The 26,677-nt window shown below is 51.2% G+C and carries 15 protein-coding genes and 1 pseudogene; 5 read left to right on the forward strand and 11 right to left on the reverse strand.

Annotation, left to right across the window (positions count from 1 at the left end; translation table 11 throughout):
• Window positions 1-82: 82 nt before the first annotated feature.
• The 5 genes from CWI83_RS04845 to CWI83_RS04865 form a co-directional block, all read right to left on the reverse strand.
• On the reverse strand, window positions 83-2,050 hold the full coding sequence (locus tag CWI83_RS04845; protein WP_126826511.1) for a S9 family peptidase: 1,968 nt from the start codon (window positions 2,048-2,050) through the stop codon (window positions 83-85).
• Window positions 2,051-2,128: 78 nt separating this feature from the next.
• Window positions 2,129-2,767, reverse strand: a complete 639-nt coding sequence (locus CWI83_RS04850) for a 3'-5' exonuclease (protein ID WP_126826514.1) — start codon at window positions 2,765-2,767, stop codon at window positions 2,129-2,131.
• On the reverse strand, window positions 2,767-4,653 hold the full coding sequence (locus CWI83_RS04855) for a DUF294 nucleotidyltransferase-like domain-containing protein (protein WP_126826517.1): 1,887 nt from the start codon (window positions 4,651-4,653) through the stop codon (window positions 2,767-2,769). Before CWI83_RS04855 ends, CWI83_RS04850 begins: the two co-directional genes overlap by 1 nt.
• A gap of 167 nt (window positions 4,654-4,820) precedes the next feature.
• Entirely contained in the window at window positions 4,821-6,536 is a 1,716-nt protein-coding gene (locus tag CWI83_RS04860; RefSeq protein WP_126826520.1) for a sodium:solute symporter family protein, read from the reverse strand.
• An 11-nt stretch (window positions 6,537-6,547) separates the two neighbouring features.
• Window positions 6,548-6,814 (reverse strand): DUF4212 domain-containing protein, encoded by a 267-nt coding sequence (locus CWI83_RS04865; RefSeq protein WP_126826523.1) that lies wholly within the window; start codon window positions 6,812-6,814, stop codon window positions 6,548-6,550.
• Between the two features lie 162 nt (window positions 6,815-6,976).
• On the opposite strand from CWI83_RS04865, the gene CWI83_RS04870 reads away from it, so the two are divergent.
• On the forward strand, window positions 6,977-10,474 hold the full coding sequence (locus CWI83_RS04870; RefSeq protein ID WP_126826526.1) for a hybrid sensor histidine kinase/response regulator: 3,498 nt from the start codon (window positions 6,977-6,979) through the stop codon (window positions 10,472-10,474).
• Between the two features lie 4 nt (window positions 10,475-10,478).
• On the opposite strand, the gene CWI83_RS04875 is transcribed toward CWI83_RS04870, so the two are convergent.
• From CWI83_RS04875 to acs, 4 genes are all read right to left on the reverse strand, one after another.
• On the reverse strand, window positions 10,479-10,943 hold the full coding sequence (locus CWI83_RS04875) for a hypothetical protein (RefSeq protein WP_126826529.1): 465 nt from the start codon (window positions 10,941-10,943) through the stop codon (window positions 10,479-10,481).
• A 91-nt stretch (window positions 10,944-11,034) separates the two neighbouring features.
• Window positions 11,035-14,919 (reverse strand): S8 family serine peptidase, encoded by a 3,885-nt coding sequence (locus CWI83_RS04880; RefSeq protein ID WP_126826531.1) that lies wholly within the window; start codon window positions 14,917-14,919, stop codon window positions 11,035-11,037.
• A gap of 163 nt (window positions 14,920-15,082) precedes the next feature.
• Window positions 15,083-15,733 carry a response regulator transcription factor gene (locus CWI83_RS04885; protein WP_126826533.1) on the reverse strand — a complete coding sequence of 217 codons (651 nt, stop codon included), beginning with the start codon at window positions 15,731-15,733 and terminating at the stop codon, window positions 15,083-15,085.
• A 4-nt stretch (window positions 15,734-15,737) separates the two neighbouring features.
• Complete coding sequence (gene acs / locus CWI83_RS04890; RefSeq protein ID WP_126826535.1) at window positions 15,738-17,681, reverse strand: acetate--CoA ligase; 1,944 nt, start codon at window positions 17,679-17,681, stop codon at window positions 15,738-15,740.
• 157 nt (window positions 17,682-17,838) lie between these two features.
• On the opposite strand from acs, the gene CWI83_RS04895 reads away from it, so the two are divergent.
• From CWI83_RS04895 to CWI83_RS04910, 4 genes are all read left to right on the forward strand, one after another.
• Window positions 17,839-18,999 carry a DcaP family trimeric outer membrane transporter gene (locus tag CWI83_RS04895; protein ID WP_241969873.1) on the forward strand — a complete coding sequence of 387 codons (1,161 nt, stop codon included), beginning with the start codon at window positions 17,839-17,841 and terminating at the stop codon, window positions 18,997-18,999.
• A gap of 143 nt (window positions 19,000-19,142) precedes the next feature.
• Window positions 19,143-21,872 (forward strand): Ig-like domain-containing protein, encoded by a 2,730-nt coding sequence (locus CWI83_RS04900; RefSeq protein ID WP_126826540.1) that lies wholly within the window; start codon window positions 19,143-19,145, stop codon window positions 21,870-21,872.
• Window positions 21,844-24,618, forward strand: coding sequence for a TonB-dependent receptor plug domain-containing protein (locus CWI83_RS04905; protein ID WP_126826542.1), 2,775 nt, complete (start codon window positions 21,844-21,846; stop codon window positions 24,616-24,618). The genes CWI83_RS04900 and CWI83_RS04905 overlap by 29 nt, the downstream gene beginning before the upstream one ends.
• The gene (locus CWI83_RS04910) at window positions 24,605-25,846 is read left to right on the forward strand and encodes a cytochrome-c peroxidase (RefSeq protein WP_126826545.1); all 1,242 of its coding nucleotides are present in this window, start codon (window positions 24,605-24,607) and stop codon (window positions 25,844-25,846) included. The genes CWI83_RS04905 and CWI83_RS04910 overlap by 14 nt, the downstream gene beginning before the upstream one ends.
• Here CWI83_RS04910 and CWI83_RS04915 read toward each other — a convergent pair.
• Both CWI83_RS04915 and CWI83_RS10630 read right to left on the reverse strand, forming a co-directional pair.
• Window positions 25,838-26,092, reverse strand: coding sequence for a GGDEF domain-containing protein (locus CWI83_RS04915; protein WP_126826548.1), 255 nt, complete (start codon window positions 26,090-26,092; stop codon window positions 25,838-25,840). The two genes, CWI83_RS04910 and CWI83_RS04915, sit on opposite strands and share 9 nt — an antisense overlap.
• Window positions 26,089-26,574, reverse strand: a pseudogene (locus tag CWI83_RS10630) (PAS domain-containing protein). The gene CWI83_RS04915 and the pseudogene CWI83_RS10630 overlap by 4 nt, the downstream one beginning before the upstream one ends.
• Between the last annotated feature and the right edge of the window lie 103 nt (window positions 26,575-26,677).

A 26,677-nucleotide genomic window follows, 5' to 3' on the forward strand; every position in this document is an offset into this window, starting at 1 on the left:
AGCGTAAATACGCGGTTTCTTGGGTATTTCTGCAATTAATTTTGCTGTTTTCTTAAACAAATTTGAAATTTTCGCGAAAATTTTATGAATTAAGATGCTTTTCGATAAACGCCAGCATCTTCTGCCAGCGCTCAATATTGTGCTCAGGTCGATAAAAACCATGTCCTTCGTTTTCTTTGACCATCCACTCAAACACTTTGTTATGCTGCTCTAAGCCTTGCCGCAAGCGCTCTGCGTGGATAATGGGGGCACGATTATCTTGTCCACCATGAATCAACAAAATCGGCACTGTCATTTCTTCAGCGCGTAACGCGGGCGATTGCTGCGCACGCTCGACCGCTTCATCAGGCAAGACGCGCTGTAAATAATTCTGACCAAAACCCGATTCCGGAATGTCGCCGGTAGTAAATAGCAAATCAAGGTCATAAACCCCAACAAAGCCAATCGCGCACTTAAAACGCTCAGGCGCACGGATACTTGCCATTGCTGCGGCATAACCCCCATATGACGCACCGTAGATACAAACTTGCTCAGGATTGACTGTACCATCGGCCACCAAGGCATCGATACCATTGAGCATATCGTCGATCATCCGGGTGCCCCACTGCTTGTAACCCGCACTTTGGAAATCACGGCCATAGCCGCCGGAGCCACGGAAGTTGGGTTGCAACACCGCATAGCCTGCTTGTGCTAGCACTTTGGCGTCCATATCCATGTTTAAAATACTATCGCGGACACCATGGGGTCCGCCATGTGGCAACAAAATCAACGGCAATTGCTCAGCCTTGCCGTTTGGTGGCAAGGTCAGCATGGCTTCAATCGTAACGCCATCATTGGTGTCATAAAAATAGGTTTGAGTTTGTGCTAGCGCTGCTTTTTTCAGCCAAGGCCGACTTTCCGCCAAAGGCGCAAGTCGCCGCGCTTCGTTATCATAGATATAAAATGTCGCTGGCGTATTCGCTCCGCTCACCCGCAATACATGCAAGCGATTATCTTCGGTACTCGAAGTTAACTGCACCTGCTGGTTGGGGAATATTTTGATAAAGGCTTCCAGCGTGCGGCTAAATTGAACATCGTTGACGTCATCAAAAAACACCGCATTGACACCGTCCCATTCATAAAATGCGCCCACCACCTCGCGGCTCATTCCACCTCCAGTATTCATAATCGGCGCTAAGTCGACTTTCGGATGCAGTGCTAAGGTCTCGGTCTTGCCAGTACGAATATCCAGCGTCGCCAAACCAGAGGTACTCGAGTTCTCATCACTCTGACCGATCAAGATATTCGGATCTGCACTGAAGGCGAGCGGCGTAAAGCCTGGCTCATCGGCAACTTGAGTAAGTAATTCGCGCCAGTCGTCATCGCCCTTGTCGCGTACCAAAAATTGTACTTGGTCGGGCTTTTCTGGGTTCATCCCAAATGCTAAACGCGGTTCGCTATCAGCATCAGTCAGCACCCCAACACTACCGCCCTGATAAGCGCGCAGTGGAATCCGACCACGGCGAATTTTACGCCCACTTTCAACATTCATGCGATACAGGTCAATAAACGGCTCTTCTTCTAAGAACGGCCGCGTTTGAATCAGCACCCAATCTTCCTCTTCCGGCATCATATCGACCAGTGAAGCAATCGAGAGCTGGCGATCACGAGCACGAGGACCGGTCAAAATAAAACGCTGACTGCCATCCGCATCAATCCCATAAATCTCACCCGTAGGAATCGGTTGCTCTAGCGCACCTTGCTCACGCGCCATGGTCAGAATCAGCCGTTCATCATTGGCCCACCAAAATTGCAAGATCGACTGGCCATCGCCGCCCTCGATAATCGCTGAAACTTCCATCTGCTCGCGATTCAAAATGGTTAAGCCAACATAACCCTCGTCATTACGCCTCGTCGCGGCCAAATAGCGACCGTCAGGTGAGATTTTAATATTGCTAAATTGGCCCGGCTTGGCGAATGCTTCAAGCGGCAGTTCTGGGCGTTGGGCGAAACTTGAATGAGCGAAGAATAGACTAGCCAAAGCAAGGCCAGCTGTGAGCAGACGGACCATGGTCAAATCCCTGTTGTTTTTATACTTATAAAATCAACATCAGGTTAACACTTGCCTGCGCTGCTGCCTAGTCGAAAATCAGCGTCGTGAAACCTGCGCCAAGCTGCGTGTTGTGGTGTGCTCTGTGGCGCCATATCGGTAGGCCTGAGCCAAGAAGAGTTCTGCACATGCTAAGGCATCACTTAAGGCGTGATGCGAATTATAATCCGGTAAGCCATAGCGTTTACGACAGGCCTGCAAACTTAAACTGCCCCGTTCAATATGGTGTTGTTGACGCTGCATGCGGCGATACTCAAAACGCAAGGTATCGATCAAGGCTAGCGGCTTAAAGCGAATCCCAAACGGCTTGGCTGCACGCCGTAAAAAGTTCCAATCAAGGGTGATGTTGTGGCACAGCAATATCGCTCCTTCAAGTTCGCTGGCGAGGGCCTCAAGCGAGCTGCGTAAATCAGAGCTGTTTTCAAAATCTGCGCTTAACAGTCCGTGCACCACTGGTGATTGCTTTAAATCCAGCTCAGCATGACTGAACAGATGATAATGGGCACTGCCATAATCAATCACTGGCGGCCGCATGGTCAGCCAGCCCATACTTAACAGCTGGTCTTGCTTCACCTCTAAGCCACTCATCTCAGCATCAAAAGCAATATAGCGCTGTTGCTGCCAAGGTTTTTGCAGTTGCTGTTGGCGCTGCCACCAGTGCTCGACCGCGGTGAACATCACGCGCCTCCGCGACCAAACTTAAGTGCGACCCCTTGCTGCGAATCACGAATCACCCGAAACGCTGATTTTAATTGGCGCCGGGTCAGAGTGCTTAAATCATCTGGGTCCAATGCGTTTTTGGCCGCATCCGTGCCCCATACTTCGAGTTGATGTTGCAACCGGAGCTGAGTTAAAAACTGCCAAGCTTCACCTAGGGCTTGATTATCGCGCGGCGATAACAACCGACTTTGTTGCAATAACTGCAAACGCTGCAGGGTTTGCGGCGCAGTGAGACCCGCATGTAGGGAATAAGTGCGCACAATATCGTTAATCACGGCAATACCGTAGCGCTTGATATCAATCAAATCGCTATCTTTACCAGACTCGGTGCCGCGGAAGCGATTAAACAAGCCCAGCGGCACACTCACGTTATTTTGCAAGCGCGCCAAGTTCCCTAAAAAGAACTCACTTTGTCCAAGTTTCGCGACCTGCTCGCGATAGTTGTTATAAAGCTGCTTATTACCCATCACCATGCGGCTATCAAAGAAAATTTGGCAATACATCAAGGCCTTCGGGGTCGGGCTCCGTGTCCATTCTCTAAACCGCGCCAGCCAACCATCAAGTGGATGCCGACAATCTGGATTGCTCGCCATAATATTGCCAGGACAAAGCGGGATGCCGCACTGATATAGCCCCTGGCAGACAAATTCTGCTAGGCCCGCGAACCACTGTAATTGCTCTTCGGTTAGATTATCGGCTAATAACAGTCCATTATCTTGGTCTGAACTTAAGGTTTGGTCTTCGCGCCCTTGTGAACCAAATGCGAGCCACGCATAACGAGCCGGTGCCACCCCATGTTCGCGCTCATAAAGCTCAATCAGGCGCCGCGTCATGGTATCCGTAAGCGACGCCAACAAGCGTCCGACCGCACTGCCATGCCCAGCACTTGCAGCAAAGGTACGCATATATACAGGAATTTGAGCTGCCTCAGCGACCAATGCTTCGAGGCTATCGGCTTTGTTTAAGGCACTGATAAGCATCACCGGTTCACTGCGTTGCTGCCGCATCAAGTCGGTATTAGTCAGCATCCCCAGTGGTTTATCGTCGTCATCAAGCACAGGTAAATGGTGCACATTATATTGCGTCATCACCGCTAGCGCGTCGATCAAGGTTTGCTTGCCATAAACAGAGCGCGGAGCCTGGGTCATCACTGCATTGATATTAAGCGTAAAAGGCAGCCCCTCGGCAACCACGCGGTTGCGTAAGTCGCGGTCAGTTAAAATCCCCACCATCCGCTCATCATCCACCACCATCACCGAGCTCACCTTGTGCTCACGCATGGCCTGCGCCGCCTCTTGAATACTGGCCGTCGAAGGTAAACTAATCGGCGCTTTTTGAATCACCTCAGCAATGCGTAAATCCAGTTGGTTATTCGCAATCGGCTCACGCCGCCGACTCGCCTGCCCCGCTTGCAACACGCCACTGCCCGCAGTTTCTTCGAGCAAGCGCCGTTCATGAGCCCGAATAAAATACTGCTCAAAGGCATTCGACTCGCGCCGCAACTGGTGGAACACCCGCTCGGGCACAATATAAACAATGCCATCATGTACCACCGATAACTTGTTCTTCACCTCCCGCCCACTCAACATCGACGGGTAGCCGAACAAATCATACGCCTCAAGATGCTCAATCAAATGACCGTTTGGCAGTAACAAATCATAACCACCAGAGCGGACAATATATAAAGCAGGGCTATGCTGTTTAAACAGAGTTTCTACCGTCTGTTCGTTCAGATAAATCGCTTTTAACTGCTGCACGCAAGCATTCAAGGTCTCGTCGTTGAGCACATCGAATGGGGGGCAGTTGAGTAAGAAGCGTTTTACATCATCAAATTCCGGCTGCATAGAAGATCCTAAAGGCGTTAATAGTTATTGGTTATTGGTTATTGGTTATTAGTTATTAGTTATTAGTTAAAACAATAACCATTAACCATTAACCAGTAGCCAGTAACCAATAACCAATAACTAATAACCAAAAAAAGCCCGGCCAGGCCGGGCTTTGTCACAATCACTTAATCGTGAGTCGCTGCTCCGGAGCCGCGAGGATAACGAATCGATTCAACCAATTCTTGAATCTCCTCCGGTGCACTTCCCGTCATCTTATGAACAACATACGCGACGATGAAGTTGATCACCATACCCAAAGTACCAATCCCTTCCGGCGAAATACCGAACAACCAGTTGTCCGCAGTATTCGCTGCTGGGTTGACGAACTTAAAGTAGATGATGTACGCCAGAGTGAAGACGATACCTACGACCATACCCGCAATCGCACCTTGCTTGTTCATCTTCTTGTGGAAGATACCCAAGATAATCGCAGGGAAGAAGCTTGCCGCGGCTAAGCCGAAGGCAAAGGCCACCACCTGCGCCACGAAGCCGGGCGGATTAATCCCAAAGTAGGTCGAAATCGCCACTGCAACAGCAGCTGCAACCCGCGCCCACATCAATTCCTGCTTGTCCGAAATATTCGGGGCAAAGGTTCGTTTCAACAAGTCATGAGAGACCGAGGTCGAAATAACCAAGAGCAAACCCGCTGAAGTTGACAATGCCGCAGCTACACCACCGGCTGCTACTAAGGCCACAACCCAAGCTGGTAAATCAGCAATTTCCGGGTTCGCAAGCACCATGATGTCGCGGTCAACGGTCATCTCGTTACGCTCATCACCTGAGTAGAACATCTTGCCGTCTTCGTTTTTGTCTTCCCAGCTGATCAAACCGGTTTTTTCCCAGTTCTTAATCCAGCTTGGTGCCGACTCATACTCAACCCCTTGCAGGTCTTCACCATTGACGGTGTTGATCAAGTTCACTTTCGCGAACGATGCAATTGAAGGCGCAGTTAAGTAAACCACTGAGATGAACACTAACGCCCAACCGGCAGACAGACGCGCATCAGATACCTTAGGCACGGTAAAGAAACGCACAATTACGTGTGGCAAACCAGCGGTACCCACCATCAAGGCTGCGGTAATCGCAAACATATCGATGGTTGATTTGGTCCCGTCCGTATAGGCCGCCAGGCCAAGCTCAGTTGACAGGCCATCGAGTCGTTGCAGCAGATACTCGCCTGAGCCCGCCACCCCATCAGCGATGGTCGCACCAAAGCCGGTTTGTGGCAGGATGTGACCAGTCATGTAAATCGAGATGAAGATCGCTGGCACTAAGTAAGCGAACGCCAGGACCACATATTGAGCAACCTGGGTGTAGGTGATTCCTTTCATACCACCGAGCACGGTGTAGAAGAACACGATCACAGCACCGATAAATACCCCGGTTGCGATGTCGACTTCTAAGAAGCGCGAGAAAACGACCCCAACGCCGCGCATTTGCCCGGCAATGTAGGTAAAGCTGATCAAGATCGCACAAATAACCGCAATGGTACGAGCGGTCTGTGAGTAGTAACGGTCACCAATGAAGTCCGGCACAGTAAACTTACCAAACTTACGTAAGTACGGCGCCAAACACATGGCTAAGAGGACGTAACCACCGGTCCAACCCATCAAGTACACACTACCTGAATAGCCGGCGAAAGCGATGATACCCGCCATCGAAATAAACGATGCGGCTGACATCCAGTCCGCTGCAGTGGCCATTCCGTTAACAACTGGATGCACGCCACCACTGGCAACATAAAAGTCGTTAGTTGAGCCAGCCCGCGACCAAATCGCGATACCGATATAGAGCGCAAAGGTCAGGCCAACAATAATAAACGTGAGAGTTTGAATATCCATCTTTCGGCCCCTTACTCTTCGTGAACTTCGTATTTACTGTCGAGGGCTGCCATGCGCTTCACATAGACAAAAATCAGCACCACGAAAGTAATAATTGACCCTTGCTGAGCAAACCAAAAGCCCAGTTTAAAGCCAAAGAATTGGAATTGGTTGAGTACGTCAACCAGTAAAATGCCAAAACCGTACGACACCACAAACCACACGGCTAAAAGCTTTAGCACCAGTGATATGTTTTCACGCCAGTAGGCTTTTGCGAGGTCTTCGCTTTTGAAAGCCATACGCCCTCCAAGTTGTTCTATTGTTATGGTTGTATTGGTTCACTTAGCAATCTAGTCGGCAATCTACAACTGCGAAATAAGACATTGGTCTAAGGTCTGCTTGACCCTGAATTCTGCTAGGGGATACTGTGAGCAGATACAGCGAAGTCTAGGACGAATAGAATGACAGTATTATTGGTTAGTTCAGCGCTTGCCTACGTGTTTTGTTTATTTGTGATCGCCCACTACGGCGATCGCACCGGTACCGCTGCCAATAAACTCAGCCGTAATGCCACTGTTTATAGTATGGCGTTAGCGATTTACTGTACCTCGTGGACTTATTATGGTGCGGTGGGAAATGCGGCCGACTATGGCTGGGCGTTTTTCCCTATCCTGCTGGGCCCTATTTTATTGTTTGTATTCGGCATTAAAGTGCTGGAAAAACTGGTTAGTGTCAGTAAGCAGCAGAACATCACCTCCATTGCCGATTTTATTGCCAGCCGTTATGGCAAACGCCAGCGCCTTGCCCTTTTTGTGACGTTAATCGCAGCGCTTGCGACCATCCCTTATATCGCCCTGCAACTTAAAGCCGTCGGTATGACCTTTACTGTGCTCAGTACCGAGGGTTCGGCTTTGAGTGCTTTTTCAATCAATGAACTGGTCGCCGCCGCCTTAATGGCCGTGTTCGCCATGCTGTTTGGAACTCGCCATGTCGAAGTCACCGAATACCGTAGCGGCATGATATTAGCCATTGCCTTTGAATCCGCAGTGAAAATGATTGCGCTGCTGGTCGCCGCTTGGTTCGCTTATGGCTTATTTAGTCAAAACTCTGCTGTAAGCATGATTGAGCACATCAAAACCCTGCCCGCTGAAGAATGGTCATGGCAGGCTTGGAGCAAGTTCGACTTTATTGTGCAAACCTTTATGGCTGCCGGAGTTATTTTGTGTTTGCCACGGCAATTCCACGTCGCAGTGGTTGATAACGTTGACGTGAAGCACCTCAAAACCGCGCGCTGGGGCTTCCCTTTATATTTAATCCTGACCTCATTGGCGATTATTCCCATTGCCATTACCGGCAATGCATTGCTTGGCAGTAGTGTCGATAGCACCACTTATGCGCTGCAATTGCCGATGCTGGAAAACCAAACCGCACTTGCACTACTAATTTTTATCGGCGGATTCTCGGCCGCCACGGCAATGGTAGTCATTGCCTCGGTGACCTTAAGTACCATGCTAACTAACGACGTCATCATGCCGTTTATTTTGCAGCGTCGCCGCCGACTTGCGCTACCGCATCAATTTATTGCCAATAATCAACCGGCTGAAAGCGAAAATTTCCAGCAACAATTGCTGCTTATTCGCCGTATCGCCATCGCCTTAACCCTGCTGTTAAGCTACCTCTGCTATTACTTCTGGGCCGCTAATACCGGGCTGGTCAGTATCGGTTTGTTGGCGTTTTCAGTGGTGTTGCAACTGCTCCCTGCAATTATCGGTGGCTTATACTGGCGTCGGGGCCATGCCCGTGGAGTTTATATTGGCCTAGGTGCAGGTCTTGTTGCTTGGTTGTTCGCCGTTGCAGTGCCTATGTATTTACCCCATGAACTGAGTGACACCAGCATCATTACCCGCGGGACCCTGATCAGCCTAGTGGTGAATAGCCTAGCCTACATTATCTTTAGTTTCTTGGCCCAGCCACGCTTGATCGATCGGATCCAAGCCACCGCCTTTGTCCAGCCACGGATCAGCCTCAAAGAATACAGCATCGGTAAGCATCACCAAGCAACCAATGCCGATATGGTGTTGCTATTGCGCACTTTTTTGGGGCCGCAGCGCTCACAACAATTGCTCGAATACTTCAATCGCGCTGAGCCCGAACAACCCATCCACGACACCAATATGGATGATGTTGCCAGTCGCAACCTGATTAATTACGTTGAACGGGCCCTCAGTGGTGTGCTTGGGGCGGCGACTGCGCGCTCGTTAATCGAGGCTGCCCTGCGTGATCGGCGCTTGCACTTAGAAGAAATCGTGCATTTCTTTGATGACACCACGCAAGCGCTGCAAACCCAGCAATCGATTTTGTTTAGCTCGCTCGAAAATCTTGCCCAAGGCATCAGCGTGATTGATTCCGAGTTGCGCTTAGTCGCCTGGAATAAGCGCTATTTAGATTTATTCGAATACCCCGAGGGCATGGTCAAGCCGGGCCAGCCGATTGCTACTTTGATTCGTTACAATGCCGAGCGCGGTGAATGTGGACCAGGCGAAATTGACGAGTTAGTCAGTAAACGTTTGCATTACATGCAAGTGGGCTCGCCGCACCGCTTTATTCGCCGCCGCGGCGATGGCCTGGTGATCGAAATGGTCGGGAACCCTCTGCCTGACGGCGGTTTTGTAACGAGTTTTACCGATATCACCGAACACGTTGAAACGGCACAAGCCCTCGAGGAAGCAAATATTGACCTCGAACAGCGGATCAGCACCCGCCAGCGCAAGATTCGTGAGATCAACAATGAGCTCACGGAAGAAATTGAACGTCGCCGCGCTATCGAAGTCGAGCTCAAGCAAGCAAAACGTGAAGCAGAAGATGCCAATGCCTCGAAAACCCGGTTCTTGGCCCTTGCTAGCCACGATATCTTACAGCCGCTCAACGCCGCTCGGCTCTATTTATCTGCGGTCGATGAAAAGCAACTCACCGAGCATAACCTGCAATTAATGGGCAAACTCGATACGGCGCTCGCCTCAACCGAGCATTTGCTTTCAACCCTATTGCAGATTGCGAAAATGGACCAAGGCGCATTGCAACCGACCTTCAAGCACGTACAGTTACAAAGTATTCTGGCGCCGCTGATCGAAGAATACGGCATGCTAGCCCAGCAGCGGCAGATTAAATTTAGCGCGCGTTATAAAGATGCTGTGGTCTACACCGACCCGACCTATTTACGCCGGATTGTGCAGAACTTTTTATCCAATGCGATTAAATACAATAAAGACCAAGGTCGAGTTTTGTTGGCGGTGCGTGCCCGCCGCGAAGCGATTCTCATCCAGGTCTGGGATACCGGTCCGGGGATTACCGCGCAGCAACGAGGACGCATATTTGACGCCTTTTATCGCGGCAATAATACCCGCGTCGAAGGGGTTGGCTTAGGCTTGAGCGTCGCCAAACGCATGAGTGAGCAGCTGCGCTGTGAACTTACCTTACGCAGTGTCGATGGCCAGGGTAGCTGCTTCTCAGTGAAAGTACCGCTCGGTAACGCCGCCCAAGTCATCCCGAAAGTGGTGCGCGAGAGTGACGAGCATGGCCCTGCCGATAGTTTACATTTAGTTTGTGTCGATGATGACCCCGAGAATCTCTCGGCAATGCGGGCGTTATTAGAAAAATGGGGCTGTACCGTCGCCACCTTCAAAACCAGTGCCGATGCCATTGCCTATGCGCGCTCGACCGAACGGCCAGATGGCTTATTGCTAGATTATCAGTTAAGTGACGACCCACTCGATGGTTTAAGTTTGGCGCGCGAATTGCGCACCATCTGGGGGGATAATGTCGCCGCTGCGCTGATCACCGCGATGCGCGATGATAGCGTAAGGCAACAAGCGCGCCAGCAGGGCTTGCACTTTATGCCAAAACCGGTGCGCCCAGCAGCATTAAAGGCGCTACTGAAATATATCCAGCAGCGTCGTTAAACATTTAGTAAGTTGCAGCGGGTAAAGCCCGACAATAACCATCAATAAACACCAATTTCGGCTCGGGAATCACCTCACACGTGCCGACAATACCTTGCTGTGCATCAAAACCTTGGCGCATTTCGCTATACTCAGTAACTAAAGCGAGTAGTTGCGTCTCATCTACACTACTGACCGAATAAGCCAAATAATATTCCGGCCCGCCACAAGGGCGACTGCCCACCGCAACGACTCGGCACTGTTGCGCCGACTGCGCCACAGCGGTCCCCGCCATAGAGCGAATCTCTTTATCAAGTTGCGAGAGCTTTTCTACTTGCTCAGCAACCGTTAACCCCTGCTTCTCTGCCGTAAGTGTCGGGTCAGCCTGTGACTTAACTTGTTCGTCTGCGGCAGTTGGAGCCTCGCTACACCCCACAGCAGCGAGCAAAAGCAAACCGATGCTCACCTTTAAAAAATTTAATCCTTTCATTTTCATCTCCATTGAAAATTAATGTTTCAATAAAAAACCCGCCCCAACTAGATTGGCGCGGGCTTTAACTTTGGTCAAGTAGCTAAGCGACTTAAACTTGTTTTAACGTCATTTTACGACGGCGTAACCAAACCAGTGGTAACGCCAACAAGCCTAACCAAGCTGCAAATGAGCCACCCTTATTAACAGGTAGAACAGTGATCGTAACAGAAGCAGTATCTGAAAGTTCACCGTCTGTTGCCGTCACACCAACAGTAAAGGTTGTTTGTTGACCAACTTCTGGAGCAGTAAAGGTATTACTCGTGCCACCAGAACCCGCCAATCCAGTCCCAGACCAGGTAATGTTGATGATATCACCGTTTTCGTCAGTCGCAGTTGCAGTCAAGTTAACAGTGTTACCAGGGTTCACAGTTGTCGCTGAGGCACTCAGGCTTACCTCTGGCGCACTGTTAGTAACATTAATGGTTACTGTTTCAGTGGCAGTAGCGTTGCCTGCTTCGTCCACACCACGATAGCTGAACACGACCTCACCAGTGTAGTCAGCAGCTGGAGTAAAGGTCACCATACCTGCTTCTTCACTCAGAGTACCCTGCGCTGCTTCTGGCTCGGTGACGAACTCTAGGCTCATCGCACCATCTGGCATAATGCGCTGGAGCGACCCTGCAGCGAAGCTGCGATCACCAGTTGCGGCCGTCATGAGCGTGAGCAAGTCACGGCCAGCTGCGTCTAGAATCGGATTCATATCCACTTCCAGTGCAACATTTTTCGGCGTGCCTGCACTCAGTGCTTCAGCATCAGAAAGGTATGGAACCGTTACATCATACTCTATTAGAGTCTCTGCTCGTTCACCTTTGTTCGCTTCAACACGATATAAAGTGCCAGCTGTCGGATAGGTTCCTTCACCATCGAAGTACTGCTGTACCCCAAAGGTTCCATCACTACTCTCAACCCCTACAGTCAGGAATTCCGGTGCTGCACCCAAGGCGATGTAGTTTAGGTAAACTTCGTCAGTGCCGAGGCGGAACCAGTAAGCAAAGGAATAACGTTCACCTGAGTCATCTCCCCATACCCGAGCATTATTGAACTCCCAGATGAACCAGAAATCAGGTAATGCTTCGGAACCGAAGTTATAGACGCCATAACGGATTTCACTATTGGCTTCGCCACCAATTTCAAGATCCGTCCAGAACGGCGCCCAAATGCCATTTGGTGGTGCCTCGTTAGGAATAGAATCATTGAACCAGCTGTTCGCCATCGCACCACTTTGTGAACCGACACCCACCAAACCATTCATTGGTAAGGTAACAGTGTCGTAGACGACTCCATCCACTACGACGCCACCCCAGTTACCTACTGGGAAGGTATACACTTGCTCATCACAACCTGCGGCACATAGCGAAGTGCCAGCACCTGCGGCAAATAAGCTAAATCCAGCTGGGAGTGGACCCGTTGCACCTGATTCAAATGCTGTTTCATTTGCAGCATTAGTTTGGGTACCGGTCCATGAGAGGGTTTTGCCATCTTCAGTTAGAGTGTAATCGGCAGGCGAAGAGCGAGTTGTGCTTACCACAATTGAATCTTCATCAAGCACTGCTCCATCAGGAATCGCAACCGTTAAGCTAACCGGTTCTTCACTATCACCCAAAGCAACCTTCGCAGTCATAGTATACGGTGAACCGATTTCAGCAACTCCAGCAGTTTGATCCACTGATGCAATCGCTGGGTTGTCTGCTTTGCTCGCATAAACAGCGATCGGCATACGCACATCCGTCGCACTGCCATTGCTTTCCAATAAAACTTCACCAAAAGTCCAGCCAACATCAGCAAAACTTGTATCGATCGTCAAGTTAAGCTCAACCGAACCGTCTGCAGCGACAGTAATATCAGTTGCAGAAAGTTCTGCCGTGACATTCGGATCACGCATAGTCACGCTAGCAGTCCAATTCGTCGCAGCACCAGAAATATCGGTAATGGTACGATCAAAGGTACAGCTTATCGCACATGATGCAGTAGCAAATGACGGGTCATCGACTACCACTGCAACGTTTGCAGCTCGCGCAAGGTCAAGTCGACCTGCACCCACATCGAATGGGTCACTCGGCGTAACACCATCCGTCTTAACTAAACCGCCAACAGTTGACGTCATTAAGATTGACTTCAGTGCTTGCGAATCAACACCGTGATGTTGCTTCATCAATGCTGCTGCACCTGTAACATGAGGTGCTGCCATTGAAGTACCACTTAACAGCGCAACACCGCCATCAGTGGCAGCAGAGAGGATGTTCGTCCCGGGTGCGGCGATATTCGGCTTCAAGAAATCCGGATTACCGTTAGGTCCGCGCGAACTACTATTCGCTACGATATCAGCATTGTTTGGATCGGTATAAGGCTGAGCTGGAGTAACCGTGGCTGTGTCGCCAGGTGCCCAAGCGTCTAAAATAGACAAACCATCCGCTTTGCTGATCATCAACCCTGGTAATGTTGATTCCCCCATCCCCATGTAGGTTGCTGGGCGATCATCACTGTAGACGATAATACCCTCAGCGCCAGCTGCTTCAGCATTGTTCGCTTTTGCTTCAAAGGTACAGGTACCACGCGAAATCAACGCCCACTGCCCCGTGAAACTGCCTTCCGGAAAAGCTTCACATGCCTCAGCATTCTCGGCATCGACTACAATTGCAGCGTTAACTTCACCAGTGATCGTCTCTTCTACTAAGGTATTCGCAGCTTCGAGAGCTCGAATACCTGTCAACCCAGACACAGAAATGTAGTTAACAAATTCACGACCATGAGTCGTATTGGCAACGGTCAAACCATCTTCGATACAGCTCGGGCAACCAATCGTTTGTGCTCCCGGACCACTGTTACCGGCAGAGGTAACGGTCAATACGCCGGCAGCGTTAATCGCTTCGAAAATGGGCTTGTAAACGCTATCTTCTGGGGCTGATCCAGCGCCACCACCCCATGAGTTGTTGATCACGTCTGCGCCGTCAGCAAGAGCGTACTCAAGCATTGGTACGAGCATCGCGTTTGAACCACTGCCTTGTCCTGCCGGGGTGCGGAACAAACCTTTATACGCCATCAGATAAGCGCCTGGTGCAACCCCTGAGAAATTGACTGCAACGCCACCGATATCTGTCGTTACCGGGTTACCAACTGCAGTCCCCGCTACGTGCGTGCCGTGGCCGCCGTAATCTTTCGGGCTCATGTACTCGTTTTCGTTCACGGTAAAGGTTGGCTCAGCGTAACGCGCAACAATAAGTTTATCGTTACAGAAGTCAGGCACTTCAGCACAATAGTCATCGGTGACCGGTCGCTCGGCTAACGGCGTATGGCCATTAGCGGCAAACATCGGATGGTCTGGGGTAATCCCGCCATCGATAACCGCCACCTTGATGCCAGCACCGGCGCTGGATTGACCGCCAAGTGCCTGCCAAACGGCTGGACTGTTGATTAAGTCATTTGAAGCATCCATGTTGGCGTAAACCATTTCGTTTTCATAAACGCGTTTTACACCCGGAATGCCTGCGAGTTGTTCTTTAATGTCGTCTTTGCCCGGTACTTTAATAACCATACCGTTCATAGTCAGAGTTAGGTTTTGCGCAACCTCAAGCCCTTTAAACTTGCTTTGCATCACGCTTACAACAGCGCGTTGTTGTTGGAGCAGGAAGTCTTGGTAGGTTTTAGTCGCCTCGGCATCCGCGTCGAATTTATCTTTCCCTTGAGCAGCGGCAGAAGTCGCTTTAAGACCATTAATACCACCGTGATAGACTGCTGCAGCAGGAGCTTCAAGCTGCACGATATAATACGTAGGAAACTCTTGTTGCAAATGAGTTTTTGCAACTTTTTCTTGTGCTTGAACCGTCCGATCGAGAATCGGGCCCACATCAGTAACAGGCGTGAGTTGCTGCGCAACTGCACCACCCGCCGCTAACGATGAGGCAACGGCCAAGGCCAATACTGAGACCTTGTTCATAGGTTCTTCCTTTAAAGTTGTATAATTATTATGATTGCATATGCACAAATCAGTGCAGTGTTAACTTAGCAAGGAAACAAGCCGATTTGTAGGCCTTAGTACGAAAAAATGTTACGAAAGGTTTAAGGGAACTGGTCTGACATCAAAAATGCAATAGCTGATGTTAAGAATTAGTAGGTTCTTCTAGTTGTAAACGTTCGGCCAAAAGAACCGCCTGAGTGCGGCTGTATACCCCAAGCTTACGGAAGATCGCGGTAATGTGGGCCTTCACTGTGGCCTCGGTAATATTCAGCTGATAAGCGATTTGTTTGTTCAACAAACCTTCATGAAGTAGGTACAAGACGCGGTACTGTTGCGGAGTCAAATCGGCAACTTTTCTTGCCAACTCTTGGTCCTCTGCGCTAAGTTCATCGAGCCGCCCACGCACCGCTTCTGGCACCCAGGTATCGCCTTGCATAATCACATCAATCGCTTCGGCAATTTGCGCCGAAGGTAACGATTTGGGAATAAATCCAAGGGCACCAAAACCGATGCACTTGGCGATCACTTGGCTGTCGTCTGAGCCAGAAATAACTGCAATAGGTAATAACGGAAAGTCTTCACGAATGCGAATTAAACCATAAAAGTCGCCGCTGCCCGGCATGTGCAGGTCGAGCAGCAGCAAATCAAGATCGTCATCCGACGCAAGCGCGGCCAAGGTCGAATCAAGGTCGCCCGTCTCACGTAAACTCAAGTCTGGATAGTGGTTCGCGAGGGCACCTTGCAGTGCCTCGCGAAACAGCGGGTGATCATCCGCGATTAAAAACTTTGCCATAGATTCATTTGTTTAATCGATGCTCGATTAATGAATCTACCACAGTCGGATCGGCAAGCGTAGAGGTATCCCCCAAGTTTTCAAACTCATTGGCTGCAATTTTGCGCAAAATCCGCCGCATAATCTTACCTGAGCGAGTTTTCGGTAGATCCGGTGCCCAGTGGATAAAATCAGGTGTTGCAATTGGACTTAACTCAGAGCGCACCCAATTACGCACCTCAGTGGTAAGCTCGTCACTCACCTCGGTACCGGCCATGGCAATAATATAAACATAAATGCCCTGACCTTTCAGATCATGCGGATAACCCACCACCGCCGCTTCTGAAATAGCTGGATGCTCAACCAACACACTCTCGATTTCAGCCGTGCCCAAACGGTGTCCAGAAACGTTCAAAACATCATCAACCCGACCGGTAATCCAGTAATAACTATCCTCATCGCGACGGGCGCCGTCACCGGTAAAGTAGTTGTTTTTGTACGCAGAGAAATAAGTCTGCTCGAATCGGTCATGGTCGCCCCACAGGGTACGGGCTTGGCCTGGCCAGGAATCTTTGATGATCAAATTGCCCTCAGTAGCCCCCTCAAGCTCATTACCCTCAGCATCGACCAGCGCCGGTTGGATACCGAAGAAAGGTCGCGTCGCCGAACCAGGTTTAAGAGCCGTCGCACCCGGCAGAGGCGTGATCATGATGCCGCCGGTCTCAGTTTGCCACCAAGTATCGACGATCGGACAACGGCTATCGCCCATCACTTTGTAATACCACTCCCAGGCTTCAGGGTTAATCGGCTCACCCACCGAACCCATGGTCCGTAGCGAGGTCCGCTTGGAGGTCTCAGCCGCAGCTGTGCCCTTGGCCATTAAGGCGCGAATCGCAGTCGGGGCGGTATACAAAATATTGACCTGGTGTTTATCAATGACATCACCAATCCGGCCTACGCCTGGGTAAGTCGGCAAACCTTCAAAAATAAGCGTGGTTGCCCCATTTGCAAGCGGCCCATAGACAATATAACTATGGCCGGTAATCCAACCCACATCGGCGGCGCACCAGTACACGTCATCTTCGTGGTAATCAAAGACATATTCATGGGTCATCGACGCCCACACCATATAGCCACCTGTGGTGTGTAAGACGCCCTTCGGCTTACCCGTTGAACCCGAAGTGTAAAGAATAAACAGCGGGTCTTCGGCATTCATCACCGTCGGCTGGCACTCATTGCTGACATCTTTGATCAACTGCTCCCACCAGACATCGCGGCTCTCAGTAAACGCCACCTCGCCACCGGTGACTTTCTTCACCACCACATGCTCAACCGTTGGGCAACGGTCATTGACAAGGGCTTCATCGACATTCGCTTTCAATGCTGTGGTCTTGCCGCCACGGCGACCTTCATCGGCGGTAATAATGACTTTTACGCCGCAATCATTGACTCGATCAGCAATCGCATTCGGTGAGAAGCCACCAAAAATGACCGTGTGGACGGCACCAATACGAGCGCAGGCAAGCATGGCGTAGGCTGCTTCGGGTACCATCGGCATATAAATCGCCACCCGATCACCCTTCTCCACCCCAAGCTTTTTTAAACCATTGGCGAAGCGCGAGACTTCTTGATGAAGCTGACGATAGGTAATCTCTTCACTCACCGAAGGGTCATCCCCCTCCCAGATAATTGCAGTTTTGTCCGCGCGTTCTGCGAGGTGACGGTCAACACAGTTATAGCAAGCATTTAGGGTGCCATCTGCAAACCATTGAATCGACACGTTACCCGGCGCGAAGCTGGTTTGTTTCACTTGCGTATAAGGACTAAACCAACTGATCCGTTGTCCATGTTCCGCCCAAAAACTCTCTGGGTCACGAACACTGTGCTCGTACATCGCCAAATACTGCTCGTTGTTCACATGCGCGCGCGCCTTGGCTTGCTCTGGAACCGGGTGAATTTCGTGCTGCATACAACCTCCTGATGCCTTTAATTTTATGCCCACTACCTTGTGATAATGCGGGCTGCAACGCCATTAGACCATAGTCTAGATTGATAATTCTGTGCAAGCGTCCGATGCTTTTAGAGCAAAATCATAATAACGATCCAAAATAATGGAGAACAGCAAGATGTTAAAACGCTATCAGAAATCACTGATTGCCAGCGCAGTTGTCGGCAGTCTTGCCTTCACCTCGGCAGCACAAGCAGCCGAACCTGAATTTAGCTTCGGCGGCTATGTGAAACTTGACGCCTTCATGAGCGACTACAGCGATGGTTCAGCCCCAGCAAGTGGTAACCTTGGTCGCCAATTTTACATCCCCAGCCTTACCCCAGTGGGCGGTACGGGGGATGATGCGATCTCTGATTTCCATGCGCGGCAATCGCGGTTATTTATGGATGTCACTCAAGAATTAAGTAACGGCGAGAGCGTCGCTGCACACGTTGAAATTGACTTTCTCACCATGCCTGATGGCAACGAGCGGGTTAGTAGCTCATATGCCCCACGAATCCGCCAGGCTTATATTAAATACGGCAACTGGACCGTCGGTCAGGCTTGGTCAAACTTTATGAACCTAAGCACCTTGCCTGAGGCAGTGGACTTTATCGGCACCACCGATGGCGTCGCGTTCAACCGCCAACCATTGATTAAATACAGTGATGGCGGCTGGAGCTTCTCGATCGAAAACCCAGAAACCACCGTCAGCCCGAATGGCGGCGGCGCACGGATCACCTCAAGCGATGGCGTGATGCCTGACTTTACCGCCAAATATACTGGCAAATCAGGTGATTTAAGCTACAGCGTTGCCGGTATTTTGCGCCAGTTGGCGTATGACGTGGATGGCGATAGCAGCGATGAAACCACGGGCGCTTACGGGGTCTCGCTATCAGCCAAATACATGCTTGGTGATGACGACATTCGCGCCTCATTTACCATGGGCTCAGGTCTTGGTCGTTATCTTGGCTTGAATACCTTTAATGATGCCGTGATCGACGCCAATGGTGAGCTTGAAGCAATCGATGTGATGGGCGTAACCCTTGCCTACCGGCATGTTTGGAGCGAAACCTCACGCTCAAGCTTTACCTACAGCCGCGGCTGGGCTGATAACGACACGGCCTTAATTGGCACCGGCACCACCGAGAGCACTCAGCGTATTGGCGTGAACTACATGTACTCACCAGATAAAGCGTTAACGTTTGGAGTTGAGTTATCGCAAGCCACACGCGAGCTCGATAATGGCGTAGATGGCGATATGACACGTCTGCACTTTATGGCGATGTATAAATTTTAAAGTGTGTTTAACGAGTGAAAGCCCCGCCTAGCGGGGCTTTTTTTTATCTGTGCCTCAATGAAAAGTAACCTTAAAAAGCGTATGGTTGCAAATGCGAATCATTATCATTAAGATTAACTCCAATTCAGCTTGGAGGAAACCCAATGAGAGCAATTCGAAGTGCGGCATTTATCGCCCTATCGCTTAGTTTAGTTGGCTGCGGTGGCAGCGGCAGTGAAGACATTGAAACATTGGTCGTTCAAGCCTCAGTTGCCGAGGACACGCGGCTACAGCAGGCGCTGCCCTTTAGTGGCACGCCGATTATTATCAGTGCTCCAAGCAACGGCCAGATGAGTGTCGGCGCGGGACAATTTGATTACACCCCGGCAACTGACTTTAACGGGCTAGATAGTGCTCTAATTGAAGCAGGCACCACTCGCTACTCGATTCAAATTGAAGTGACGCCGGTAAATGACGCGCCACGTTTGCGTTCAAATGAAGTACAAGTATCCGCGGCTGAGGTGATGCAGGGGCAACTGATTGCCGAAGATGTGGAAGGCGACCCGGTAGTATTTAGTGTTATCGAAGCACCGGCTAATGGGGTATTAGAGTTAGCCAGTAACGGCGAATTTGAATATCGCCTTGATGATTTAAGCCTACCCTTTAGCTCGTTTATGGTGCGCCTTGATGATGGCCAGGATAGTAATGATTTCTCAGTTGAATTACGCCCAGCTTATGTCACCAACGCGGATAAAGCGGCTTATTACTACCGCTCGGATAAATCGCATTTGCGCCGAGCACTCGAGCGGCTAGAACCCATTAATGACGACGTGCAAACCTCCACGGCATACACAGCACTGGCAGTCGGCTTTGCCAAAGCGGCGTTAGACAGCCAGGTTGAGGATATTTTTGTTACACATCTAAATGGCCAACAAGCGCGAGCCAACGCATTGCGCGATATTGCTGATGTGTATGAAAGTACCGACTCTTTGGCGCGCGCCGCCACGACTCGTGCGGAGGCGCTGCAACTGTATGCAACCTTTATTGCCGATAACGGCATTGAGAACTTAAGCTCGAGTGATGCAAGCTTTTTGCTCGGCCTGCTAAATGACCAAGTCGCAGCCGGTGACAGCTCGGGCGCTGAACAAACCATTCAACAGCTGCAGTTGTACACGGATGTTTTAGGCGGAATTGAGCAAGAATATAGCACCGCCTATGGGCGCTTGATTACCGCATATCGCAACCAAGTGCGTGATGCGCTTGAGGTGTATCAGAGCAGTGGGCTTGAAAATGATCGCTTAACTGCACTGGCGGCGATTGAGCGATTTGCTGCAGTTGTCGCTGCGACAGGCTACCAAGTTCTTAGCCGCGGTGACTTTGCCGGCCAACGCGCATTTCGACTCGCACCTTTATATGCGGTGCAAGCCGTTGAATATTATTTCTTAATCGGCGAACTCGAGCGCGCCCGCGAGCAGTTAGCCGAAACCTTGAGTTATTACAGCGAGGTGACCTACGATTATGCGCGACCAGCCAAACCCTATGCCGAGACCTCGCGCTTAGATTATCAATTCCCATTGGTCGATGCCGCAGCATATTTTGCTCTGCTCTACCCAACTGCGACCGAGAATGTGGCGCTGGCTTTAATTCCGGTAGCGGACAGCGACTATGCGCGAGCAGAGAATGCCATCGCTGATGCCGAAGCCCTGGGTATAGTGTTGCGCGGGGGCTCAGTGAATACCGCGATTGATCTGCTGCGTGAACGCTATGCGGGAGATTTACGCGACTTGCAAACACGCTTGAGTCGCAATACCGCAGCCAGCCCGTATTTAGGCGCTCAGCTCTTGTTACTTGGCTATGAAGACGAAGCCGCCCTGGCCTTACAAGCAGGGCTGGAGGTGCTCGCCAGCAGTGCCTATTGGAATGAGAATGGCTCGAGCACCTTATACATGACCGGCACCCGTGGCTGCTTGAAATATGTCGAACTCTTCGACGCAGTGGCAAGCTTGGATGCAACAGAAGCCGCGGCAGTGTGCGAGCGCATGGCGGTGGACCATTTTGCCGAGATTAATGGAGCTGTGAGCCTTGCCGATGTGATGTTAGCGGGTTTAGATGCGGCAGCGGCGTGGCAAATGCTTGGTTTTAATGTCGAGGCACAGGCACTGTTGCAACAACGAGCGGACTGGCTTGATGCGGTTGCGGGACAGGTCGCCGCGGTGGATGTGGCGGAGTACGAACGCGCCGTCGCGTTGGCGATGGTGGCGCAAAGGACGGTGGATGCCGCGGCTGTCGATGCGGCGTTGGCAGTGCTACAACGGAGCATCGAGCGGATCGATTCGGCAGTTGAATTAACAGCATTAGAGCGCTTTGAGTGGCTGCTTGATAGCTTAGAAATTGTCGCTAGCTTGGATTATACTGATGATTCAATTTTCGACCGTGCCAGCATACTGCAGCAACTACGTAGCGGTTTCTATTTAGCAGCGCAGTACCCTGCTTGGATGGCCAGCGCTGATGCGTTAGTCAGTGGTTTAGTTGAGCAGTTGTCCGCAACTTATGTACAGCTTGCGGCCCTTGATCAAGTAGACCAAGCCGAGCGCTATGTTGAGCTATTGGCGGATGCCCGCGCCTATGAAGGTGCGACCAACGTGCTTGCGAGCGCGCCACTTGGAGTGGCTGAGCAAATTGCCTTAACGGCCTTGCTAAGCGAACGCCAAGCCTTACAAGATGACTTTCCGCGCAGCCCGATAGCGACCGTCGACACCGATGCCGATGGCCTCGCCAACTTCTTAGCCGTTAATGCCAGCGAATCACAACTTGCTGACAACGACATCCCAACCGACAACGACGCCGACAACGATGGAGTAGCCGATGCTGACGACCTCACTCCTCTTGGCTAGCCTAGCAGGGGCAGCCCCTCCTGAAACAGAGGGGGCAGCCCCTCTTAAAATAGGGGGGGCAGCCCCTACCCTTTTTGCGGGGGCAACGCCTCTGCAGCCCGCGGTAGAACTGAACCCAAAGGGGGGGGCAGCCCCTCCTGAAAAAAGGCTTACATCGGCTGAAAAAGAAGGGGCTGCCCCTTCTGGAGTGGAGGGGGCTGCCCCCTCTTTTGAGGTGATGGAGCGGATTATTGTGTTGGGGCGCAAATATGCGCCGGAGAGTATGAGTGTGCATGGGGAGTACGACTTGAGCCGGGAGTTTATCGAGGGGCAGCCCCTGGGTAATGGCAACATTAGTGATATGCTCACAATCTTGCCGGGCATCCAAGGCAGTGAGAGTTCGGTTACGGCATCACTGCAGGCGGAGATCCGTGCTCAGCTATTTTCGATCTCAGGAGCACAGCCCTGGCAAACCGGCTTTTACTTTAACGGCGTGAAGAACAATTCACGCCTTGACCCGGCAGCATCCGAGCGCTCCCCCGCACAAATAAACGATGTGCAAGGGCATCCACAAGCGACCTTTATCAACGCCGAATTGGTTGAAAGCGTGAGCGTGTACGATAGCAATATCCCAGCTCGCTTTGGCGGCTTTTCAGGAGGCGTGGTTGATGTAAAAGCGCGTAGCAATCGCGTCAGTGAACCGCGTTTCAGCCTAACCGTCCGCGCGAGTGACTCGGCGTGGAATCGTTATGAAATCATCGACGAACGCCGCTACAACGGCACCGATGAAGCACAAAATGAGTTAGACGAGACCCTACAACAACCCGAGTTTTCCAAACGCACGGTGAATTTAAGTGGTGCAACCCCAATCGGCGAAGATTACGCCCTTAATTTCAGCTTGAGCCGCACTACATCAACCATCACCGAACTCTCGCTGCGCCAGCCAGAATTAACCAAACGCGAGTCAGTCAGCAGCGCTGTACATTTCACCAGTTTTAATTGGTGGTTCGATGAAGTGACCATAAGCGCCAGCCACTCGCCCTATCAGGGCCAATACTTATTAACCGACGTAGCCCGCTCAAATTTCGATATCGATGGCGGCGGCTCCACAGCCAGCGCCCGAGCCAGTAAACAGTTCGATAAGTTTAAGCTTGAGACACAAGTAAACTATAGCTTCTCAGAAAACAGCCGCCGCGCACCCAACAGTTACCTGCCCTGGTATCGCGCGCCAGGTAAAGATTGGGGCTTAAATATTGGCGAAATCCCCTTCAGCGTGGAAGGCGGCTACGGTGACATCGATAAAGAACAAGAAGCCGTGAGCTTCGAGCTGCGCCTGCAGCCCAACCCATGGCAATGGGGGCGAGCAGAGCACCAACTCGAATTTGGCGTACAAAGTGATTACACCGAACTCCGTCGCTTCCGCCGCGAAACCGGCTTGGTGTACAACAGCCCATACCGCGATGCCAACATCGACTGCCGCGGCCAAACCCTTGATTGTATTGAACAAAGCTTCGCCATTAGCCTGGCAGAGCTTGCCGCACAACTCGGCGGCGCCATTGACTTTAGTAACCCCGAGCACGTTGCCGCCTACCAACAAAACTTGCTCACGCGCGGCCAAGCCTTCCAATACCGCCGTGTTTATCCACTGGAAAACATCCTAGTCGATTTAACCGAAGCGAGCGCCTATTTAGAGCACGACATTCGCTATCAAGATTGGCAGTTTAACCTAGGTTTACGCGCCGATTACGATAATTTTCTCGAGCAATTTAACATCGCTCCGCGGCTACAAATAGGTCGCGATTTTGGCAGCAATAAGCGCTTAATTATCGGCGCCAACCGCTACTACGCGGCGAATCTTTTAACCTATAAAATTCGCGAACAGCAACGCAGCTACATCACTCAATATCGGCCTTTAAGTGCCGGTGTGGTGCAAGATTGGACCACCTCAGCCACGGCCCAGCGGTTTCGCTATCGCTTTGACGATGTGCGCACACCCTACAGCGACGAAGCCAGCATCGCCTGGAAGCAATATCTAGGGGGCGGCGTATTTAGCATCAAAGCCGTGCAGCGCTGGCAGCGCGATCAACTGAGTCGCGGTGATAGTATCGAACGCGATGGCTTGACCGAAATTTTCCAAACCAATGGCGGCAGTGGTCAGCATCAACGCCTGACCTTGTCGTATCAAAAGCAGTTTGGCGACCATGGTATCTGGGCCCACACCAGCTACACCCGCAACGAAACAGACGCAGAATCGTACGATGCCAGCGTCGACAACACACCAGAAGACGAAATTGTCTTTTTCGCCCGCCCCGGCGCTAACGGTATGCTCAACTACCAACTGGTCAGCCTAGACGACCTCACGCGTCTGCAAAGCGACTTCTCACGCCCGCTCACAGCTACAATCGCGCTGAGAAGCTTTTGGAGTGATAGCTGGTCAACTAGCCTTAATGCCCGTTATGTTGGCGAGTATGAAAGCGCCGAAAACACCGGCTTATTACGCGAAATCTCGCGCGGTGATGTAATTTGTAGCGACTGCGATATCAGCGCATTGAATTACCCCGTGTACGAACAAGTCACCCGTCGGGCTCGCACCTTATTCGACCTTTCAGCGCAGTACAACTGGCAAATTAACGCCGCACACGCACTGCGCTTTACTATGGAAATCAGCAATTTACTTGATGCTCGCACCTACGCTATCGGCGCAAATCAGGCCGGCATCGAAACCGGTCGCGCCTTTTGGTTTGGAGTAAGCTATGCGTGGCAATAATCGCTTGTTACAACTTTTCGGACAAACCTTGATTTTGAGCAGTCCGTTAATCGCCCTGTTGGGCTTAGTCTTAGTCGCGGTTTTAGTCGCGCCAATGGCTCACGCCGCGAAAAAACCAGAGGGGGCTGCCCCTTTTCTCGAGTCGCTATATACAAGGCTTGCAGAGGTGCCGGGGCTAGCACAAGGGGGAGGGGCAGCCCCTTCTCAAAACAAGGGGCTGCCCCCTCTTTTGTGGTTCGAGGAGCTAGTGGGAGAAGAGCTCTGGCAGGCGTATTTGAAACCGCAACCGCAGTGGCCGACAATGCATCCGGGGGCGAGCGAAGATCTCGCACCTTTACCCGCACCACCTGCGCAGCCGCCCAAACTTGTGGCCTTAGGCGCACAATTGTTCCACGACCCGATTTTATCGCGCGATAATACCGTCAGTTGCGCCAGTTGCCATATCGCTGAGCATGCTTTTGCTGACACGCGGCGTAATAGCCCCGGAGTCGATGGCCGTATCGGCAAACGCAACTCACCCACCCTGCTCGACGCCCACCTCTGGCAGAGCTTTTTCTGGGATAGCCGCAGCCCAACCCTTATCGATCAGGCCGCGCACCCGCTCCACGATCCGCTTGAAATGGACCTTGACCCACACGAAGCAGCGCGGCGCGCCAGCGCAAAGTATCAACAAGACTTAAGCTGGGATGAGATTGCCATCGCCCTCGCCAGCTTCCAAATGTCGCTCAGCGCGTACAATGATCCGAACAATCGTTTAGATGCATTCTTACATGCCGTTGCGGCAAAAGATTACACCACCGCGCGACAAACACTTACCGACCAAGAACTGCATGGCTTACATTTGTATCGCACCAAAGCCGGGTGCATTCAATGTCATGGTGGGGCATTGCTCTCAGATCAGCGCCATCACAATATGGGGCTACATTATTACGGGCGCCGTTTTGAAGATCTGGGTTTATTTGAAATAACTCAAAAAGTTGAGGACATGGGCAAATTTCGCACCCCTAGCTTAAGACATCTGCACAAAACAAAGCCTTGGATGCACAATGGCTTATTCACTCAACTCGATGGAATTGTGCGCATGTATAGCATGGGTGGGCCCCGTCCGAAACGGCCGCAAAACCTACCGCTGATGCTGCCCTACCCGCAGACTAGCGAGCTTTTAAATCGCTTTGAAATAAACCCTGATGAGCGCCAAGCCTTGGTCGCCTTTCTAGAACTACTCTGACACTTTCACTTGGTTGCGGCCATTATGCTTGGCCTCATAAAGCGCCTGGTCGGCCCGCTCGATCACCTCGTTGAGGGTCTCACTAGGCCGTAGTTGGGCCACCCCAAGTGAAACCGTTACCTGCGGTATTTTCTCAAACCGAAGAGCGGCAATAGCTTCGCGGAGCTTCTCGCTAATATGAGCAGCGTCCGCCAAAGAGCAATCATGAAACAACACCAAGAACTCCTCACCACCCCAACGGATCACCGAATCACTGCTGCGCCTCGGCGCAAGGTACTAGTCAAAATATCCAATTTAACCATATCTTTATAGCGCTGCGTTTCAACTTCGCGGCTGGTGATATCACGAAAAATACAGACAAAATGCTCAATCTCGCCATGCTCATCCAGTAGCGGGGTAATGGTCTGATCACAATGGATAAGTCGCCCGTCTTTACGCCGATTGATAAACACAGCTTGGTAACTATTGCCCGCCATAATAGTCTGCCAGAGGCGCTGGTAGAAATCAGAGCTATGCTCGCCCGTTTTTATCAGTGATCATGACCGCATCAGACGCGGGTTTTGCCCAAGTAATTCCGCCTGCGAGTAGCCCGTCATGCGACAAAAGGCGGGGTTGGCAAACACTATTTTGTGATCACGACCGTTATGCCCGGCATCCGTTACCACTACCGAGTTAAACGATTGCTCCACAGCAGCACGCAACGCCTCACTATCCAAATGCCAATTCATCTATATCGAGCCCCTCTGCCCGCAAAAATTGCGTCACTTATCTCAGTAACTATAGGTAATGATTTAAAAAATCTTCAGGTTTGTTTGTTGATCTAGAACAAAG

This window comes from Pseudidiomarina taiwanensis (assembly GCF_003987435.1).
Classification (GTDB): domain Bacteria; phylum Pseudomonadota; class Gammaproteobacteria; order Enterobacterales; family Alteromonadaceae; genus Pseudidiomarina; species Pseudidiomarina taiwanensis.

What these genes read in the sequence shown, in the direction of transcription:
- CWI83_RS04845 (WP_126826511.1), bottom strand. Translation starts at nt 2,050, where the DNA reads ATGGTCCGTCTGCTCACAGCTGGCCTTGCTTTGGCTAGTCTATTCTTC.
- CWI83_RS04850 (WP_126826514.1), bottom strand. Translation starts at nt 2,767, where the DNA reads ATGTTCACCGCGGTCGAGCACTGGTGGCAGCGCCAACAGCAACTGCAA.
- CWI83_RS04855 (WP_126826517.1), bottom strand. Translation starts at nt 4,653, where the DNA reads ATGCAGCCGGAATTTGATGATGTAAAACGCTTCTTACTCAACTGCCCC.
- CWI83_RS04860 (WP_126826520.1), bottom strand. Translation starts at nt 6,536, where the DNA reads ATGGATATTCAAACTCTCACGTTTATTATTGTTGGCCTGACCTTTGCG.
- CWI83_RS04865 (WP_126826523.1), bottom strand. Translation starts at nt 6,814, where the DNA reads ATGGCTTTCAAAAGCGAAGACCTCGCAAAAGCCTACTGGCGTGAAAAC.
- CWI83_RS04870 (WP_126826526.1), top strand. Translation starts at nt 6,977, where the DNA reads ATGACAGTATTATTGGTTAGTTCAGCGCTTGCCTACGTGTTTTGTTTA.
- CWI83_RS04875 (WP_126826529.1), bottom strand. Translation starts at nt 10,943, where the DNA reads ATGAAAGGATTAAATTTTTTAAAGGTGAGCATCGGTTTGCTTTTGCTC.
- CWI83_RS04880 (WP_126826531.1), bottom strand. Translation starts at nt 14,919, where the DNA reads ATGAACAAGGTCTCAGTATTGGCCTTGGCCGTTGCCTCATCGTTAGCG.
- CWI83_RS04885 (WP_126826533.1), bottom strand. Translation starts at nt 15,733, where the DNA reads ATGGCAAAGTTTTTAATCGCGGATGATCACCCGCTGTTTCGCGAGGCA.
- acs (WP_126826535.1), bottom strand. Translation starts at nt 17,681, where the DNA reads ATGCAGCACGAAATTCACCCGGTTCCAGAGCAAGCCAAGGCGCGCGCG.
- CWI83_RS04895 (WP_241969873.1), top strand. Translation starts at nt 17,839, where the DNA reads ATGTTAAAACGCTATCAGAAATCACTGATTGCCAGCGCAGTTGTCGGC.
- CWI83_RS04900 (WP_126826540.1), top strand. Translation starts at nt 19,143, where the DNA reads ATGAGAGCAATTCGAAGTGCGGCATTTATCGCCCTATCGCTTAGTTTA.
- CWI83_RS04905 (WP_126826542.1), top strand. Translation starts at nt 21,844, where the DNA reads ATGCTGACGACCTCACTCCTCTTGGCTAGCCTAGCAGGGGCAGCCCCT.
- CWI83_RS04910 (WP_126826545.1), top strand. Translation starts at nt 24,605, where the DNA reads ATGCGTGGCAATAATCGCTTGTTACAACTTTTCGGACAAACCTTGATT.